We start from the raw sequence: 16,177 nt of genomic DNA, 5'->3' as shown, positions 1-16,177 counted from the left end.
GCTTGACTTGCACAAAAGGCAGGGTATGACTGTCGCCCAATTCAACGGCAGCGTCGCCGGGCGGCGCACCTTCACCAGGGTTTCCAAACAGCATGACCAGGGCGTTCGTCTTTCCGGGCCAGGGCAGCCAAGCCGTCGGCATGGGCCGTGAACTGGCCGAGGCGTTCGAGGTCGCGCGGCTCACCTTCGAAGAGGTGGACGACGCGCTGAACCAGCGCCTGTCCCGCCTGATGTTCGAAGGTCCGGAGGCGGACCTGACCCTGACCGAGAACGCCCAGCCGGCCCTGATGGCCGTCAGCGTCGCGGTCCTGCGGGTTCTGAAGGAAGAGGGCGGGCTCAGCCTGTCCAAGCACGCCGCCTTCGTCGCCGGCCATTCCCTGGGCGAGTATTCGGCGCTGTGCGCCGCCGGCGCCTTCTCCCTGGCCGACACCGCGCGCCTGCTGAAGCTGCGCGGGCAGGCCATGCAGAAGGCCGTTCCGGTGGGCAAGGGCGCCATGGCCGCCCTGCTGGGCGCTGAGCTGGATCAAGCGCAGGCCATTGCCGCCGACGCGGCGCAGGGCGACGTCTGCACGGTCGCCAACGACAATTCGTCGGGGCAGGTGGTCATCTCCGGCCATGCCGAGGCCATCGACCGCGCCATCGTCCTGGCGGCGGAGCGCGGCCTGAAGCGCTCGGTCCGCCTGCCGGTCAGCGCGCCCTTCCATTGCCCCCTGATGCAGCCGGCCGCCGATGCCATGGCCCAGGCGCTCGCCAATGTGACGATCACGCCGCCGGAGGTTCCGGTGGTCGCCAACGTCACCGCCACGGCGGTGTCCGACCCGAACGCGATCCGCCGCCTGCTGGTCGATCAGGTGACGGGCATGGTCCGCTGGCGCGAATGCGTGCTCTTCATGAAGGAGCAGGGCGTCGACACGCTGGTCGAACTGGGCTCCGGCAAGGTGCTGGCGGGGCTCGCCAAGCGCATCGACAAGGAGCTGGCCGCGACCTCCGTACAGGGGCCGGCCGACGTCGAATCGTTCCTGAAGACGCTGTGAGGCTTTCCATGTTCGACCTGACCGGCAAGAAGGCGCTGGTGACCGGTGCGTCCGGCGGCATCGGCGCATCCATCGCGCGCGCGCTCCATGCGCAGGGCGCCACCGTGGCCCTGTCGGGCACCCGCGTCGCCCCACTGGAGTCGCTGGCCGCAGAGTTGGGCGAGCGCGCCGTGGTCGTGCCGGGCAACCTGGCCGACGCGGCTTCGACCGAGCAGCTCGCCAAGGATGCCGAGGCGGCGCTGGGCCAGATCGACATTCTGGTCAACAACGCCGGCCTGACCCGCGACCAGCTTGCCATGCGCATGAAGGACGAGGACTGGCAGTCGGTGCTGGACGTCAACCTGACGGCCGCCTTCCGCCTGTCGCGCGCCGTGCTGCGCGGCATGATGAAGCGCCGCTGGGGCCGCATCATCGGCATCACCTCCATCGTCGGCGTCACCGGCAACCCGGGGCAGGCGAACTACGCCGCCTCGAAGGCCGGCATGATCGGCATGTCGAAGGCCCTGGCGGCCGAGGTCGCGTCGCGCGGCATCACCGTCAACTGCCTCGCGCCGGGCTTCATCACCACGGCGATGACCGACGCCCTGAATTCCGAGCAGAAGGACAAGCTGCTCACCGCCATTCCCGCCGGCCGCATGGGCGAGCCGGGGGAAATCGCCGCCGGGGTCGTGTACCTCGCGAGCGAGGAGGCCGCCTATGTCACTGGCCAGACGCTGCACGTCAACGGCGGCATGGCCATGATCTGAGGCGGATTCGCTGCCTGAACCACCGGTTCAGACCAGTTCCCGCGGGCGCTGGTCAAGGCTGTTAAAATGTGTTATCGGACGGGGCTTTTCGTGGCAGGACGACGCAAGTGTGCGAGCGTACCGGCCGAATTCGCCCGAGCGGTCTCAAGGATAGAAGGTCTGAAAAAATGAGCGATGTCGCCGAGCGCGTGAAGAAGATCGTGGTGGACCACCTCGGGGTCGAGGAGTCGAAGGTGACGGAGAACGCCTCCTTCATCGACGATCTCGGCGCCGACAGCCTGGACACCGTCGAGCTGGTCATGGCTTTCGAGGAAGAGTTCGGCTGCGAGATCCCGGACGACGCCGCGGAGAAGATCCTGACGGTCAAGGACGCCATCGACTTCATCAAGGCGAACGCCGCCGCCTGATCGGGCGCTGGCGCACAGAGGGCCAGGCGCTTTTCAAGAAGAGCCCTGGCCGTCGCTGAGTTCATCGAGGAAAGGTTAGGGAATACCCCATGAGACGTGTCGTCGTTACCGGCCTCGGTCTGGTCACGCCGCTCGGTGTCGGCCATAAGCTCAACTGGGAGCGCTTGATCGCCGGCCAATCGGGCATCCGCGCCATCACGGGATTCGACGCCTCTGACCTGGCCTCGAAGGTTGCCGGGCAGGTCCCGCGCGGTGAGGGCGACGGATTGTTCAATCCGGACGCCTTCGTTCCGCCGAAGGACCAGCGGAAGATGGATGACTTCATCATCTTCGCCATCGCCGCCGCCCACGAAGCCATTGCCGACTCCGGCTGGGTGCCGCAGACCGAGGAAGAGCGCGAACTCACCGGCGTCATGGTGGGCTCGGGCATCGGTGGTCTGCCGGGCATCGCCGAAGGTGCGGTGACCCTGCACGAAAAGGGTCCGCGCCGGATCTCCCCCTTCTTCATTCCGGCCTGCCTGATCAATCTGGCCTCCGGACACATTTCCATTCAGCACGGCTTCAAGGGCCCGAACCACGCGGTGGTCACGGCCTGCTCGACCGGCGCCCACGCGATCGGCGACGCGTCCCGCCTCATCATGCTGGGCGACGCGGACGTGATGGTTGCCGGTGGTGCGGAAGCCGCGGTGAGCCGGCTGGGCGTAGGCGGTTTCGCCGCCATGCGCGCGCTGTCCACCGCCTTCAACGACACGCCGGACAAGGCCTCGCGTCCCTATGACAAGGACCGCGACGGCTTCGTCATCGGCGAGGGTGCCGGCGTCGTCGTGCTGGAAGAGCTGGAACACGCCAAGAAGCGCGGCGCTCACATCTACGCCGAAGTGGTCGGCTACGGCATGTCGGGCGATGCCTATCACATTTCCGCTCCGGCCGAGGACGGCAACGGTGGCTTCCGCGCCATGCGCGGCGCCCTGAAGCGCGCCGGCATGAACCCGGAAGACATCGACTACATCAACGCGCACGGCACCTCGACGCCGCTCGGCGACGAGATCGAGCTGGGCGCGGTGAAGCGTCTGTTCGGCCCGGCCATGGACAAGGTCGCCATGTCCTCCACCAAGTCGGCGATCGGTCACCTGCTGGGTGCCGCCGGCGCGGTCGAGGCGATCTACTCGATCAAGGCGATGAACCACAGCATCGTCCCGCCGACGCTGAACCTTGAGAACCCGTCGGAGAGCTGCCTCGGCGTCAACCTCGTTCCGAAGGTTGCGCAGGAGCGCCGCGTGCGGGCCGCCCTGTCGAACTCCTTCGGCTTCGGTGGCACCAACGCCTCTCTGGTGTTCAAGGAATTCGCCTGAGAGGCGATGGCCTGAGGAGTCAGCCAATGGGCTGGGGCCTCCGATTTGCGGCGGGGACGCTCGTCGTCCTCACCGCCGGCAGCGGGGTCGCGTTCTGGGGTGCCCTTCGCATGATGGCCCCCGGACCGCTCGACCACACGGAAACGGTGGTCATCCCGCGCGGCAGCGGGGTCGAAGCCATCGCGCTGACCCTGGACGAGGCGGGAGTCGTGGACTCCCCGCTTCTCTTCGCCATCGGGGCCAAGTTCAGCGGTGCCCTGAAGGCGGGCGAATACGCCTTTCCCGCCGGCATCAGCATCGACGGCATTCTGGACATGATGCGGCAAGGCCGCACGGTCGTCCGCCGCTTCACGATTCCGGAAGGGCTGACCTCGGCCCAGGTGATCGCGCTGCTCGACAAGGAGCCGGCGCTGTCGGGCGAGGTGAAGGCCGTTCCCAAGAACGGCAGCCTTCTGCCCGAGACCTACCACTATTCTTACGGTGATTCGCGCGCTGCGCTGATCGAGCGCATGCAGCACGCCATGGACCAGACCATGGCCGAGGCGTGGAAGGGCCGCGACCAGGACTTGCCTTATGAGAACCCGCAGCAGGCGCTGACGCTCGCCTCCATCGTGGAGAAGGAGACGGGAATCGCGGCGGAGCGGAGCAAGGTGGCGGGTGTGTTCGTCAACCGGCTGGCCGCCGGTATGAAGCTCCAGTCGGATCCGACGGTGATCTTTGCGCTGACCGACGGCAGCGGGGAGCTGGGGCGTGCCCTGACCCGCAACGACTGGAAGCTGGACTCACCCTACAATACCTATCAGGTGACGGGGCTGCCGCCGGGGCCGATCGCCAATCCGGGACGCGCGTCCATCCAGGCCGCTCTGCATCCCGAACATCACGAGTTCCTGTACTTCGTCGCCGATGGCGGTGGGGGGCATGTCTTCGCCAAGACTCTGCCCGACCACAACAGGAACGTCGCCAAGTGGCGCGACGTGCAACGGCGCCAGTCCGGGAACGGGGCCGGGAACGGCGACCAGACGCCGGAGTGAAGGCGGCCTCAGGCCGCGTTCGACTCCGCCATCTCGACCGCGACGACACCGGCCATACCGCCGTAGGACTTGCGCGCGGCGCGCATCTTTTCCAGCGATTCCAGCAGGCTTTCTTCCGCGAAGCCGGGGGCGAGCTTGGCCAGCTCCTGTTCCGTCAAGGCGATGAAGGAGTCCAGCAGGCGCGCGTGGATGCGGCAGGCCTTGCGGATTTCATCGGCGACCATCGGTGCGGGCATGTTCTTTTTCCCCAGTTACGGATTGAAGAGGTCACGGTCATCCGTGTGAGGGGATTAAGCGTCAATCGCGGTTAAAAGAAGATTAAATGTCAGGTATCCAGGCCAAGGGATAAGGTGTTACCACTTTTGGTGTCTGTGTTGATTTGCTTGTGTATTTGAACGGATAGGTGGGAATGTTCTGCGTGTTTGGGTGTGGTGCTTTTTGGTCTCTGTTTGGGGCGAAAAGTGGCCGCACTCATGCGGCCACCAGGGGAAGAAGGGCCGACAGGCTGTCCACGACAGCGGCCGGTCCGGCGGGCAGGCGCTCGTCCGGCAGGCCGGCGCGGTTGAGCCACGCCACGCGGAAGCCGAAGGCCGCAGCCCCGCCCGCGTCCCAGCCGTTGGCCGAGACGAACAGGATCTCCCCCGCTGGCAGGCCCAGGCGATCGCAGGCGAACTGATACACCGACGGGTGCGGCTTGTAGACGCCGAGGCTGTCCACCGACAGCACCTCGTCCAGCAGGGGCGCCAGCCGGGCGTGGTCGACAGCCGCGGACAGCATGGTCGGGGAGCCGTTGGACAGGATGGCGGTGCGCAGACCGCGCCCGCGCAGGCCGGCCAGCGTCGCTTCGGCGTCGGAATAGGCCTCCAGCCGCAAATACAGCTCGATCAGCCTGGACCGCAGCGCCGGGTCGGACAGGCCGTGGCGCTCCAAGGCGTAGTCCAGCGCTTCCCCGGTCACCTGCCAGAAGTCGGCATAGCGCCCCATCAGGCTGCGCAACCACGTGTATTCCAGCTGCTTGGCCCGCCAGAGCGCCGCCAGTTCCTCCCAGCGCTCGCCAAGGTCGGCGCGGCAGCTGCGCGCGGCGGCGTTCACGTCCAGCAGCGTGCCGTAGGCGTCGAACACGCAGCCGCGAACCCCGGCGAAGGCACTGGTCATCGGCGGATTTCCTTGTCCAAGTTCAACTCGGCCTTGGCGCCCTGGACGCGGGCGCGATAGACCAGCATCGATTCCATCACGCGCTGGACGTAGTTGCGCGTCTCGTAGATCGGGATCAGCTCCAGCCAATCCACCGCGTCGACGGCGCCGCTGCGCGGATCGCCGTAGGCGTCGATCCACTGCCGCACCCGCGTCGGGCCGGCGTTGTAGGCGGCGATGGCCATGATGTAGGAACCGTTGAACCGGTCGATCATGTCGGCGAGATAGGCCGAGCCGAGCTTCACGTTGTAGTCGGGGTCGGCCGTCAGCTTCGCGTTGTTGTGCTTGATGCCCAGCTTGGTCGCGACGAGTTGCGCCGTCCCCGGCATCAGCTGCATCAGCCCGCGCGCCCCGGCGGAGGACACGATGCCGGTGTTGAAGGTGCTCTCCTGCCGGATGATGGCGTGCACCAGGGCGATTTCCGGAGCGGAAGGGCGCGCCTCGATCATCGGATAGCCGGCTTCGACCAGGAAGACCTCGTTCTGGGCGGCGTCCTTGGCCGCAGCGACGGCGAGGTCGCGGCGCCCCACCTCGCGCGCCAGCTTGGCGGCCAGCACATAGTCGGACGGCGTCTTGGAATCGAGGCTGATGCGACGCAGGAAGGCGGTCACCCGCTCGTCGTCGCTGCCCTCGATCTCCGCCAGCAGGTGGGTGGCGCGCACCACTTCCCGCCGCTCGAAGGCGGTGGTCTCGGCGTTGGACACGCGCGGCTCGGCCGGGATGGCGATGTGGCCGTTGCCGCCGGTATGGCGGGCGGCAAGCTGGCCGTAGAAGGTCGTGCCGTACTGCGCGGCCTTGGCGTACCAGTCCTTGGCCTGCGCCGTCTCGCCCAGAGCCTCTGCGGCCCGGCCGCACCAGTAGGCGCCGCGCGACTTGCTGATCGGCGCGGTGACGGAGCGGTAGAGCTTGTGGAAATGGCCGAAGGCGCTGGACGGGTCGTCGAGGAAGCGCAGGGCCAGGAAGCCGGCCAGGAACTCCGCTTCCGCAACGCCGCTGCCCTCGGTCTGGCCGTGCGCCTTCACCAGCCGGTAGGCGAGGTTGTAGTCGCCCTTTTCGATGGCGCGGCGGGCCAGGATGTGGCGCTCCGTCCACCAGGCCTGCGGGCGGCCCATGTCCTTCGGCGCCTGGGTGATGATCTCCAGGGCGCCCGCGTCGTCGCCCTTGCGGCGGCGGAAGCGGGCGCGGTCGAACAGCAGGCCGGGATCGTTGCGCAAGCTGGCCGGGACGCGGGCCAGCGCCGCGTCGGCGTTCTTCGCCTCGCCGTCCAGGGCGATGCGCGCCTCGATCAGCAGGTCGTAGGCGTCGTCGAAGAAGGGCAGCATGCGGCGCACCGCCGCCTCCTGCTTCTCCCACAGCAGCCGGTCGATGCGCGCCTTGTGGTCCTGCGGGCGGAGGTGCGAGCGGTAGCGGCCGAGGAAGTCCTCCTCGTCCGACGCGGTGAGGTTGGCCTCCACCCAGCGCTCCCGCACCAGCTTGACCGCGCGCTCCGCGTTCCCGGTCGCCATCAGCGTGTCGGCGTAGCGCAGGAAGCCTTCGGCCGTCAGGGGCGGGTACTGCTTGAACCAGGTGAGGACCTTCTCCTCGTCCAGGTCGATGGGCATCGCCTTCTCGGCCTGCCGGCGGAGCTGCGCCTGGTTGGGCCAGTCGCCGTTCTCGCGGATGAAGGCGGCGATCTCGTCGAAGCTCCCGCCGCCGGGGGCGGCCAGCGCCATCCAGCGGATGATCTTGGCCGGCAGCTTGTTGGAGGCCTGCGCGGCTATGCGCAACGCCTCGTCATGGCGGTCGTTGTCCGCCGCCTTGAAGGCCTGCCGGTAGATGGTGAGGTCCTGCGCCGTCAGGCTTCCCGCGGCGGCGGGGAGGGAGACGAGGAGGAAGCCGGCGAGGGCGGCGGCGATGGTTGTCCGGGTGAGCATCCGGGCACTCTTGCCCAGGGCCACGGGTGCGGCTAAGGTGCGCGACACTTTTCTTGCAGTCCGTCGGAGGTGGCAGGCATGTTGTACGGTTCCATCGTCGCTCTTTTGACCCCGTTCAAGAACGGGAAAGTGGACGAGGCCGCCTTCCAGTCCTTCGTCGAGTGGCAGGTCGCGCAGGGCACCCACGGTCTCGTTCCGTGCGGCACCACCGGTGAGTCGCCCACCCTGTCCCACGAGGAGCACAACCGCGTCGTCGAGCTGTGCATCGAGGCGGCCGGCGGCAAGGTCCCGGTCGTCGCCGGCACCGGCTCCAACTCCACGGAGGAGGCGATCGCCCTCACCCGCCACGCCAAGAAGGCGGGCGCCACGGCGGCGCTTGTGGTGACTCCCTACTACAACAAGCCGACGCAAGAAGGTCTGTACCAGCATTTCAAAGCGATCCATGACGCGGCGGATTTGCCGATCGTTATCTACAACATTCCGGGCCGCAGTGTCGTGGATATGTCGGTGGCAACGATGGCCCGTCTCGCCAAGCTGCCGAACATCATCGGCGTGAAGGACGCGACGGCCGATCTGGCCCGTCCGGCCCGCATGCTGCTGGAAGCCGGCCCCGACTTCATTCAGCTGTCGGGTGAGGACGTGACGGCGCTGGCCTTCAACGCGCAGGGCGGCGTCGGCTGCATCTCGGTCACCGCGAACGTCGCGCCGGCGCAGTGCGCCGCCATGCAGAACGCCTGGCGGAACGGCGACTACGCCACCGCGTTCAAGTACCGCGACCTGCTGACCCCGCTGCACGACTCGATGTTCGTCGAGACGAACCCGGCGCCGGTCAAGTACGCCGCCAGCCTGCTGGGCAAGTGCACCGAAGACGTGCGCCTGCCGATCGTGCCGGTGACGGAGAACACGCGGACCATCGTCCGCAACGCCATGACGAAGGCGGGGCTGCTGTCCTAACGGGCAGCGCCACCCGCCAGGGAGGAGAAAGACGTGGCCGCCCGCGAGCCCGAACCAAGGCGCATCGCGGCACAGAACCGCCGCGCGCGCTTCGATTTCTTCATCGAAGACACCATGGAAGCCGGCGTGATGCTCACCGGCACCGAGGTGAAGTCCTTGCGCGGCGGCCGTGCCAGCATCAACGAGGCGTACGCCGGCCTCAAGGACGGGGAACTGTACCTGTTCAACGCCTACATCCCGGAGTACGGGCTGGCCGGCCGCTGGCTTCAGCACGAAACCAAGCGGCCGCGCAAGCTGCTGGTGCACCGGCGTGAGCTGAACAAGCTCATGGGCGCCATCAAGCAGAAGGGCGTCACGCTGATCCCGATGTCGGTCTATTTCAATGACCGCGGCATCGCGAAGGTCCAGGTTGGTCTCGCGTCAGGCAAGAAGAAGCACGATAAGCGCGAGTCCGAGAAGGAACGGTCCTGGCAGCGCGACAAGGCCCGCCTGATGCGCGACAAGGGCTGAGTTTTACCGCCTTCAATCCCCTCTCCCCTCCGGGGAGAGGGTTAGGGTGAGGGGGCTCCGGCTAAGGCCGAACTTTCCAGTCCCCCGACATCCCCCTCACCCCGACCCTCTCCCCGGAGGGGAGAGGGAGAAAACTCCGAAGATTAAGGAATTTTGGCGTGAGCCGACTGTCCAACCGCGCGACGGACCGTGAATCCACGGTGGCCGGCGTCGCTGCCGAGGCGCTTTCCGAACGCCGGCCCCAAGGGCGCATTCTGGTCGCTGGCGACTCCGACGGCGCCATGGAGCAGGCGTTGCGGGATGGCGGGGCCGAGGTGGTGTCCTGGCACCGGCTGGCGCTCGACGGCAAAGCGGCGACGCCGTGGCCCGCCGAGGGCTCCTTTGACGGCGCGGTGCTGCGCCTGCCGCGCGGCTGGGCGGCTTTCGAGATGGCGCTGCACGCTCTCGCCGCGCGGCTCGTATCCGGCGCGCCGCTGTGGATCGTCGGCAGCAACGACGAAGGCATCACCTCGGCGCCCAAGCGCTTCGACGGTCTCGTTGACGGCTTGGAAACGCTGACCATCAAGCGCCGCGCCCGTGTCCTGGAAGCCCGTCGCACCGATGCGCCGGCGAAGGGCGGCCTGGAGGACTGGCGGGAAACGGTCGCGGTCGAACTGCCGGGCCGGTCGGAGCCGCTGACGCTCGTGTCCTATCCCGGCATGTTCGCCCATGGGCGCCTGGACGCGGGCACGGAAAGCCTGCTTCAGGTGCTTCCGGAGATCGCGGCGGGCACGGCGGTGCTGGATTTCGGCTGCGGGGCCGGCGTGATCGCGCGGGCGGTGCGGGAGCAGACCCCGGACGCCAAGCTGACCCTCCTCGACATCGATGCGGTGGCCCTGCACGCCGCGCGGCAGAACGTGCCGGACGCGGAATGCGTTCTGAGCGACGGCCTGTCCGGGCTGGGTGCGCGGGAGCGGTTCGGCCTGATCGTCTCCAACCCGCCGCTCCACCGGGGCAAGGACGAGGATTTCGGGATGCTGGAGGCGCTGGTCACCGGCACCAAGCAGTACCTGAAGCTGCGCGGGTCGCTGGTGGCCGTGACCCAGCGCACGGCGGGTGTCGGCAAGCTGTTCAAGACGGCCTTCGGCCACGCCGACCTGCTGCTGGAAACGCCGCAGTTCCAGGTGTGGAAGGGCACGCCCAAATAACCGAGATCAACTGATCAATCAGCGGTCGCCGCGCAGGTCCGACGGGTTTTCCCCCGTCGCCGCCCGCACCCGCCGGGCGAAGTGGGAGCGGGACGCGTAGCCGACCGCCTCCGCCGCCTCCTGCACGGACATCCCCTCGGTCTCCAGCAGGTGGCGGGCGTGGGCGACGCGCTCCTCGGTCAGGATGCGGCGGACAGAGGCGTCCTCCTCGGTCAGGCGGCGGCGCAAGGTGCCGGTGCTGAGACCCATCTCGCGGGCCACGCTCTCGGCGGTCCAGGGGCGGTCGGGGTGTGCGCGGACGAGCTGGCGCACCGCGTCGGCCGTGCCGCCCGGCGTGGCGGGGCCGAGCCACCAAGCGCCCTCGTCCAGCAGGGCCAGAAGAACCTCCATGCAGCGGTGTTCGACAAGGCGCGGGCTGAGCGCTGGGCTCGCGGCAAGGCCGGAGGCGGCGTGCTCTACCGCATCGGCGAGGGATCGGGTCAAGGTCACCCGGAAATCGCGCGGGCGCTGCCGTGCCCCTTCACCGGCCCCGCCGTGGGCGCGCAGAAGGCGCCGGACCATCTCGCCCGGAAACTCCAGGATCAGGGCGCGGTAGGTGCCGGTCGCCTCGTTCGGCTCGTTCACCACCGTGCCGGTCCAACCGGGCGGCAGGAGCAGGGCGGAGCCCTTGGGGAAATGGTGGGTGCCGCGGCTGTCGGTGATCTCCTTGCAGCCCTCGATCACGACGATCAGCACGGTGCGCTCAATGCGGATGTCCGAAATGCGCTCGCGGTCGCGGGCGAGGAAGGCCCACAGTTCGGGCCGGTGCGGGCGCTCGCCGGCTCCCGGACGGTGGTCGCGGGCGGCGTGGCGGGACAGCGCGGCGAGGAGGTCGGGCGGCATGGGCATCACCACAGTCTAGGCAGCGTCGGGAGGCGCCGGCAAGGGCCGGCGCCTCCATGGAAAGGCTCAGCGCCCGTAGTGGGTGGTGATGGACGCCTTGCCCAGGCTGTTGGCGTTCAACATGAAGCCCACCATCGCGCCGGACGCGTCGGCGTTCAGCGGAAGCTGGTCGGTTTTCAGGGCGTAAACGGTGAAGACGTAGCGGTGCGCCTTGTCGCCGGCCGGCGGGCAGGCGCCGCCGTAGCCCGGCGTCCCGAAATCGGTGCGGCTCTGCACCGCTCCGGCGGGCAGCATCGGCTTGGCCGGATCACCGGCCCCGGCGGGCAGGGCCATGGTGGAGGCGGGCAGGTTGAAGACGATCCAGTGCCACCAGCCGCTGCCCGTGGGGGCATCGGGATCGTAGGCGGTCACGGCGAAGCTGCGCGTCCCGGCAGGCGTGTCCTTCCAGGCCAGCGCAGGGGAGAGGTTGCCACCGGTGCAGCCGAAGCCGTTCAGAACATGCCGCTCGGCAAGCGGCGCCCTGTCTTTGATGTCGGGGCTGGTCAATTCGAAGGCCGACGCCGTGGCGGGGACGGCGAGGCCGAGGGCCAGCAGGGCGGCGGGAAGCTTGCGCATGGGACACTCCATCGTTCGGCGATGAACCCATGCTAGGAAAGCGCCCGCGCCCCCGCGCGCCCGAACCGCTCAAAGGCGATCCCGAACTGCTCAACCCTGCTTCAGCAGCCGCGCGGCGTCCACCGCGCCGTAGGTCAGAATCGCGTCGGTGCCGGCGCGCTTGAAGCCGGTCAGCGTCTCCAGCAAGGCCTTGTCGTAGTCGAGCCAGCCGTTCAGCGCGGCCGCCTTCAGCATCGCGTACTCGCCGGACACATGGTAGGCGAAGGTCGGGACGGCGAAGGCGTCCTTCACGCGGCGGATGACGTCCAGATAGGGCAGGCCCGGCTTCACCATCACCATGTCCGCCCCTTCCTGGATGTCGAGCGCGACCTCGTGCAGGGCCTCGTCGGTGTTGGCGGGGTTCATCTGGTAGGTCTTCTTGTCGCCCTTCAGGAACCCGCCGGAGTTCACGGCGTCCCGGAACGGGCCGTAGAAGGCCGATGCGTACTTGGCGGCGTAGGAGCAGATGCGCACCAGCTCGTGCCCATGGGCGTCCAGCCGGTCGCGGACCGCGCCGATGCGGCCGTCCATCATGTCGGACGGGGCGATGATATCGACGCCGGCCTCAGCCTGCGACAGCGCCTGACGGGCGAGCATCTCGACCGTCTCGTCGTTCTGGATGTAGCCGTCGCGCAGGATGCCGTCGTGGCCGTGGCTGGTGTAGGGGTCCAGCGCCACGTCGCCCAGGATGCCGACCTGGGGGACCGCGGCCTTCAGCGCGCGGATGGCGCGGTTCATCAGATTGTCGGGCCGGTACGCCTCCGCCGCGTCCTCCGACTTCGCGTCTGAGCCGACGACCGGGAACAGCGCCACGCAGGGAATGCCCAGGTTGCCGGCCTCGCCGACCGCTTCGATCAGCAGGTCGATGGTCAGGCGCTCCACGCCGGGCATGGAGGCGATGGCCTCGCGCCGGTTCTCGCCCTCGATCACGAAGACCGGCCAGATCAGGTCGTCCACGGTCAGGGTGTGTTCGGCGACGAGGCGGCGGGTCCAGGCGTCGACACGGTTGCGGCGCAGGCGGGTGCGCGGGAAGGCGGCCGGAGACCGGAAATGCGAGGCGGACATCGGGAACCTGATGCTCTTAAAACGTGCGCGGCGATCCTACGCCTCCAGGGCTTGGCGACTCAAGCCGCACCGCTCACAGGTCTGAATCCCGTGTCCTGCATCTCCAAGCTCCAGCGGTGCCCTTCCTTGCGCCATGTGGAGACCAGCCCGCCGGTGAAGGCCGCCCCCTCCCACGACCGCACCTCGAAGGTCACGCGCGGCGGGGCGATGGTGATGAGGTTGTAGGCGTTCGCCTCGTTGCGCAGCCGGGTGGAGGTCGCGGTGGAGGCCTGGGCCACCAGGATGGACCGCGCCACCTGTGTGTGGTGGGTCATGATGTCGCCCGAATAGGCGCGGTGCAGGTGCCCGGCCAGCAGCAGGTCCACCCCGCAGGTCTCCAGCGCGGGCAGCGCCAGCTTGTGCCGGCCGACCAGCTTGGTCTTCGGCGCGTCGGGCGGCGGCAGGAAGGGGTGGTGGGTGAACAGCACCTTGAAGACGGTGTCGGGCAGTTCGCAGAACACCTTGCGGACGCGCTGGATCTGCGCCTTGTTCATGCGCCCTTCGGAAAAATCCGTGATGATGGAGCGCGCCGTGTTGATCCCCAGCACCGCGATTTCCGAATCGATGTGGAAAGGGCTGAGGTCCTTGCTGATATAGCGCCTGTAGTTGCCGAACGGGTCGATGAAGCGCTGCACGACGTTGTAGACGGGAATGTCGTGGTTGCCGGGAACGACCAGATAGGGAATGGGCAGGCTTTGCAGGAAGGCCCGCGCCTCCAGGAAATGGCGGACCTTGGCGCGCTGGACGAGGTCGCCGGAAATCACGATCAGGTCGGGTGCCGTGGCGATCAGGTCGGCCAGCAGCCCTTCGACCACGCGCGGGTCGATGCGCCCGAAATGGAGATCCGAAATGTGGGCGAGGGTCTTCACGGGGGCCTCTCACGCTCCTTCAGGCCGTCAAGCGTCCGGGCGGGGAGCCAGCACCGTCAGCGCCTTGTGGCGGATCCGGTATTGCAGCGGCGGCACCAGCTGCCGCACCTCCCCGTCGTTGACCATCTTCAGCTGCCGGCGCCGGCTGTGCACCGTCAGTTGCGTGGCCGTCAAGGTCTCCAACTCCTCATCCCGCTGCCAAGTTCCCAGCACTGTGCGGCCCATCAGGCGCAACAGGCCCCAGGCGTCGCGGTGCCGCGCCACATAGACGCCGAGCCGCCCCGAATCGAGCGCGTTGCGGCGGACCAGCATGCTGCCGGCCTCCGCGTCGTAGGGGTTGTTGGATACGACCAGCACCGGCGTGCGCACCCGGCGCGGCCCTTCGCCCCAGTCGATCCGCACGTCCAGCAGCGGCAGCCGGTACAGGGCCTTCGCCAGCGCCACGCCCGCCGCCGGCCATTTCAGCAGGCGGTGCTGCTTGCGCTTCTCCTCCCGCTCCTGCACCACCTGGGGGTAGAAGCCGAGGACGGAGCTGTTCAGGAACAGCTCACCGTTCACCTCGGCCACGTCGATGGGGCGCATCATGCCGCCGGCCAGCGCGTTGTAGGCCTCGTCCAGGTCCAGCGGCGTTTTCAGGTCGCGCGCCAGCAGGTTCAGCGTGCCCAGGGGCAGCACCCCCATGGCCTTGCCCGTGGGCAGCAGCAGGTTGGCCGCCGTGTGGATCGTCCCGTCGCCGCCCCCGACGACCACCAGCTCGGCGTCGGAATCGATGGCCTGCCGGATCTCGTCGCGGCAGGCGGCAGGTTCCGCGGCGGTCAACGTCACCTCGGCCCCGTGCTTCTCGAAGGCGTTGCGGATGGCCGCCACCGTGTCCTCGATGGGCCGTCCGACCAGCGTGCCCGCGGAGCGGTTGAGGATGATCGCCGTCTTCATTCGGTTTGGGTCCTTCCTTGCCGCCGCTGCCGGTCCGGCCCGGACATGATTCGAGGGTCCGGACATAAGCTGTGCCGCGCAACGGACAAGGCGGGTGCGCTGTTCCGCCGCTCCGCCTTCTATCCGGGCTCCGATTTTGTGCAGGGGCGGTTTGACAGGCGGCTTTCGGCCCGTATCATCGCGCCCGCAACGACGACACCGCCCAAGCAACGAAAAACGGGAAGCCGAGAACATCATGAACGACGCCGCCGAGATTTTGTTCGAACGCCGTGGCTCCATCGGGCTCGTGACGCTCAACCGTCCGAAGGCGCTGAACGCGCTGACCCTGGGCATGATTCGCCTGTTCGACCCGCAACTGCGGGAATGGGCGGCCGATCCGGCGATCAAGGCGGTGGTGATCCAGGGCGCCGGGGAAAAAGCCTTCTGCGCCGGCGGAGACGTGGTCAGCCTCTACGAGGCCGGCAAGGCGGCCCGCGAGGGGCGGGGCGACCTGTCCGCCGTCCGCGCCTTCTTCAGCGAGGAATATGTCCTCAACCGCCTGATCAAGAACCTGGCGAAGCCCTATGTCGCGCTGATCGACGGCATCTCCATGGGCGGCGGCGTCGGCCTGTCGGAGCACGGCACCCACCGCGTGGTGACCGAGCGCACGCTGTTCGCCATGCCGGAAACGGGCATCGGGCTCTACCCCGACGTCGGCGGCACCTATTTCCTGCCGCGCCTGCCGGGTCAGGTCGGGACGTGGCTGGGCCTGACGGGCGACCGGCTGAAGGCGGCCGACATGCTGTCCATAGACGCGGCCGACGCCTTCGTGCCGAGCGCCAAGCTGGACGCCCTGCTGGCCGACCTCGCCGAGGGCGTGCCGGCGGACGAGGCCATCGCGCGTCACCGGGAATCGGCCGGCGACCCGCCGCTGGCCCCGAACCGCGCGGCCATCGACCGCTGCTTCGCCCATGACACGGTGGAGGCCATCGTCGCCGCGCTGGAAGCTGAGGGGACGGAGTGGGCCGCCGCCCAGATCGCTACGCTGAAGCGCGTGTCGCCGACCAGCCTGAAGATCACGTTGGAAGCCATCCGGCGGGGCGGCAAGCTCGACTTCGACGGCTGCATGGTGCAGGAACTGCGGCTCAGCCTCGCCTGCCTGTCCGGGCACGACTTCTTCGAGGGCATCCGCGCGGCCCTGGTCGACAAGGACAAGAACCCGCGCTGGAATCCCGCGACCCTGGCCGATGTCGGCCCGGCCGACGTGGAGCGCCACTTCGCCGTGCCGCCGGGTGGTGATCTCAAGTTCACGGACTAAGGGGGTAAGTGACCCTAAATCGCACTTACAACGTGCAAGGGCGCGGGGCACTTTCCGCGCCCTTGTGCGTTAGTATTGGGAAATCCCTGCGGGACTTGTCTCAAACGCGG

The 16,177-nt window shown here is 68.3% G+C and carries 17 protein-coding genes; 9 read left to right on the top strand and 8 right to left on the bottom strand.

The genetic code is table 11. From position 1 onward, the window contains the following. Positions 1 to 92 precede the first annotated feature (92 nt). The 5 genes from fabD to mltG all read left to right on the top strand — a co-directional run bounded on the left by fabD (position 93) and on the right by mltG (position 4,570). The gene (fabD, locus tag ACSVC7_RS14815) at positions 93 to 1,034 is read left to right on the top strand and encodes an ACP S-malonyltransferase (RefSeq protein ID WP_448205098.1); all 942 of its coding nucleotides are present in this window, start codon (positions 93 to 95) and stop codon (positions 1,032 to 1,034) included. A gap of 8 nt (positions 1,035 to 1,042) precedes the next feature. Beyond that, positions 1,043 to 1,780, top strand: a complete 738-nt coding sequence (gene fabG / locus ACSVC7_RS14810) for a 3-oxoacyl-[acyl-carrier-protein] reductase (RefSeq protein WP_448205097.1) — start codon at positions 1,043 to 1,045, stop codon at positions 1,778 to 1,780. 167 nt (positions 1,781 to 1,947) lie between these two features. Next, a complete protein-coding gene (locus ACSVC7_RS14805; protein WP_014240383.1) occupies positions 1,948 to 2,187 on the top strand; it encodes an acyl carrier protein in 240 nt (79 codons plus the stop codon). Positions 2,188 to 2,276: 89 nt separating this feature from the next. Continuing rightward, positions 2,277 to 3,539, top strand: coding sequence for a beta-ketoacyl-ACP synthase II (gene fabF / locus ACSVC7_RS14800; protein ID WP_448205096.1), 1,263 nt, complete (start codon positions 2,277 to 2,279; stop codon positions 3,537 to 3,539). Between the two features lie 26 nt (positions 3,540 to 3,565). Next, a complete protein-coding gene (gene mltG, locus ACSVC7_RS14795; RefSeq protein WP_448205095.1) occupies positions 3,566 to 4,570 on the top strand; it encodes an endolytic transglycosylase MltG in 1,005 nt (334 codons plus the stop codon). Between the two features lie 8 nt (positions 4,571 to 4,578). Here mltG and ACSVC7_RS14790 read toward each other — a convergent pair whose 3' ends face one another. The 3 genes from ACSVC7_RS14790 to ACSVC7_RS14780 all read right to left on the bottom strand — a co-directional run bounded on the left by ACSVC7_RS14790 (position 4,579) and on the right by ACSVC7_RS14780 (position 7,677). After that, entirely contained in the window at positions 4,579 to 4,806 is a 228-nt protein-coding gene (locus ACSVC7_RS14790) for a hypothetical protein (protein ID WP_448205094.1), read from the bottom strand. A gap of 235 nt (positions 4,807 to 5,041) precedes the next feature. Beyond that, positions 5,042 to 5,725, bottom strand: a complete 684-nt coding sequence (locus ACSVC7_RS14785) for a haloacid dehalogenase type II (protein WP_448205093.1) — start codon at positions 5,723 to 5,725, stop codon at positions 5,042 to 5,044. Next, positions 5,722 to 7,677, bottom strand: a complete 1,956-nt coding sequence (locus ACSVC7_RS14780; protein ID WP_448205092.1) for a lytic transglycosylase domain-containing protein — start codon at positions 7,675 to 7,677, stop codon at positions 5,722 to 5,724. The genes ACSVC7_RS14785 and ACSVC7_RS14780 overlap by 4 nt, the downstream gene beginning before the upstream one ends. Positions 7,678 to 7,755: 78 nt before the next feature. Between ACSVC7_RS14780 and dapA the strand changes: the two genes are divergently transcribed. The 3 genes from dapA (at position 7,756) to ACSVC7_RS14765 (ending at position 10,328) form a co-directional block, all read left to right on the top strand. Next, positions 7,756 to 8,631, top strand: a complete 876-nt coding sequence (gene dapA / locus ACSVC7_RS14775; protein WP_448205091.1) for a 4-hydroxy-tetrahydrodipicolinate synthase — start codon at positions 7,756 to 7,758, stop codon at positions 8,629 to 8,631. Positions 8,632 to 8,664: 33 nt separating this feature from the next. Further along, entirely contained in the window at positions 8,665 to 9,141 is a 477-nt protein-coding gene (gene smpB, locus ACSVC7_RS14770; RefSeq protein ID WP_448205090.1) for an SsrA-binding protein SmpB, read from the top strand. A gap of 158 nt (positions 9,142 to 9,299) precedes the next feature. After that, positions 9,300 to 10,328: a class I SAM-dependent methyltransferase gene (locus ACSVC7_RS14765; RefSeq protein ID WP_448205089.1), complete on the top strand. Its 1,029-nt coding sequence runs from the start codon at positions 9,300 to 9,302 to the stop codon at positions 10,326 to 10,328. Positions 10,329 to 10,346: 18 nt separating this feature from the next. Here ACSVC7_RS14765 and ACSVC7_RS14760 read toward each other — a convergent pair whose 3' ends face one another. From ACSVC7_RS14760 to ACSVC7_RS14740, 5 genes are all read right to left on the bottom strand, one after another. Beyond that, positions 10,347 to 11,210, bottom strand: a complete 864-nt coding sequence (locus ACSVC7_RS14760) for a helix-turn-helix transcriptional regulator (protein WP_448205088.1) — start codon at positions 11,208 to 11,210, stop codon at positions 10,347 to 10,349. Positions 11,211 to 11,276: 66 nt separating this feature from the next. Then, a complete protein-coding gene (locus ACSVC7_RS14755; protein ID WP_448205087.1) occupies positions 11,277 to 11,825 on the bottom strand; it encodes a YbhB/YbcL family Raf kinase inhibitor-like protein in 549 nt (182 codons plus the stop codon). A 90-nt stretch (positions 11,826 to 11,915) separates the two neighbouring features. After that, positions 11,916 to 12,929 (bottom strand): porphobilinogen synthase, encoded by a 1,014-nt coding sequence (gene hemB / locus ACSVC7_RS14750; RefSeq protein ID WP_448205086.1) that lies wholly within the window; start codon positions 12,927 to 12,929, stop codon positions 11,916 to 11,918. A gap of 59 nt (positions 12,930 to 12,988) precedes the next feature. Then, entirely contained in the window at positions 12,989 to 13,837 is an 849-nt protein-coding gene (locus ACSVC7_RS14745; RefSeq protein WP_448205085.1) for a metallophosphoesterase family protein, read from the bottom strand. A gap of 27 nt (positions 13,838 to 13,864) precedes the next feature. Further along, the gene (locus ACSVC7_RS14740; RefSeq protein WP_448205084.1) at positions 13,865 to 14,770 is read right to left on the bottom strand and encodes a diacylglycerol/lipid kinase family protein; all 906 of its coding nucleotides are present in this window, start codon (positions 14,768 to 14,770) and stop codon (positions 13,865 to 13,867) included. Positions 14,771 to 15,005: 235 nt separating this feature from the next. Between ACSVC7_RS14740 and ACSVC7_RS14735 the strand changes: the two genes are divergently transcribed. After that, positions 15,006 to 16,067, top strand: a complete 1,062-nt coding sequence (locus ACSVC7_RS14735; RefSeq protein WP_448205083.1) for an enoyl-CoA hydratase/isomerase family protein — start codon at positions 15,006 to 15,008, stop codon at positions 16,065 to 16,067. The last annotated feature ends 110 nt before the right edge of the window (positions 16,068 to 16,177 follow it).

Source organism: Azospirillum mesophilum, from assembly GCF_053470405.2.
This window is presented reverse-complemented; position numbering and strand designations above follow the sequence as displayed.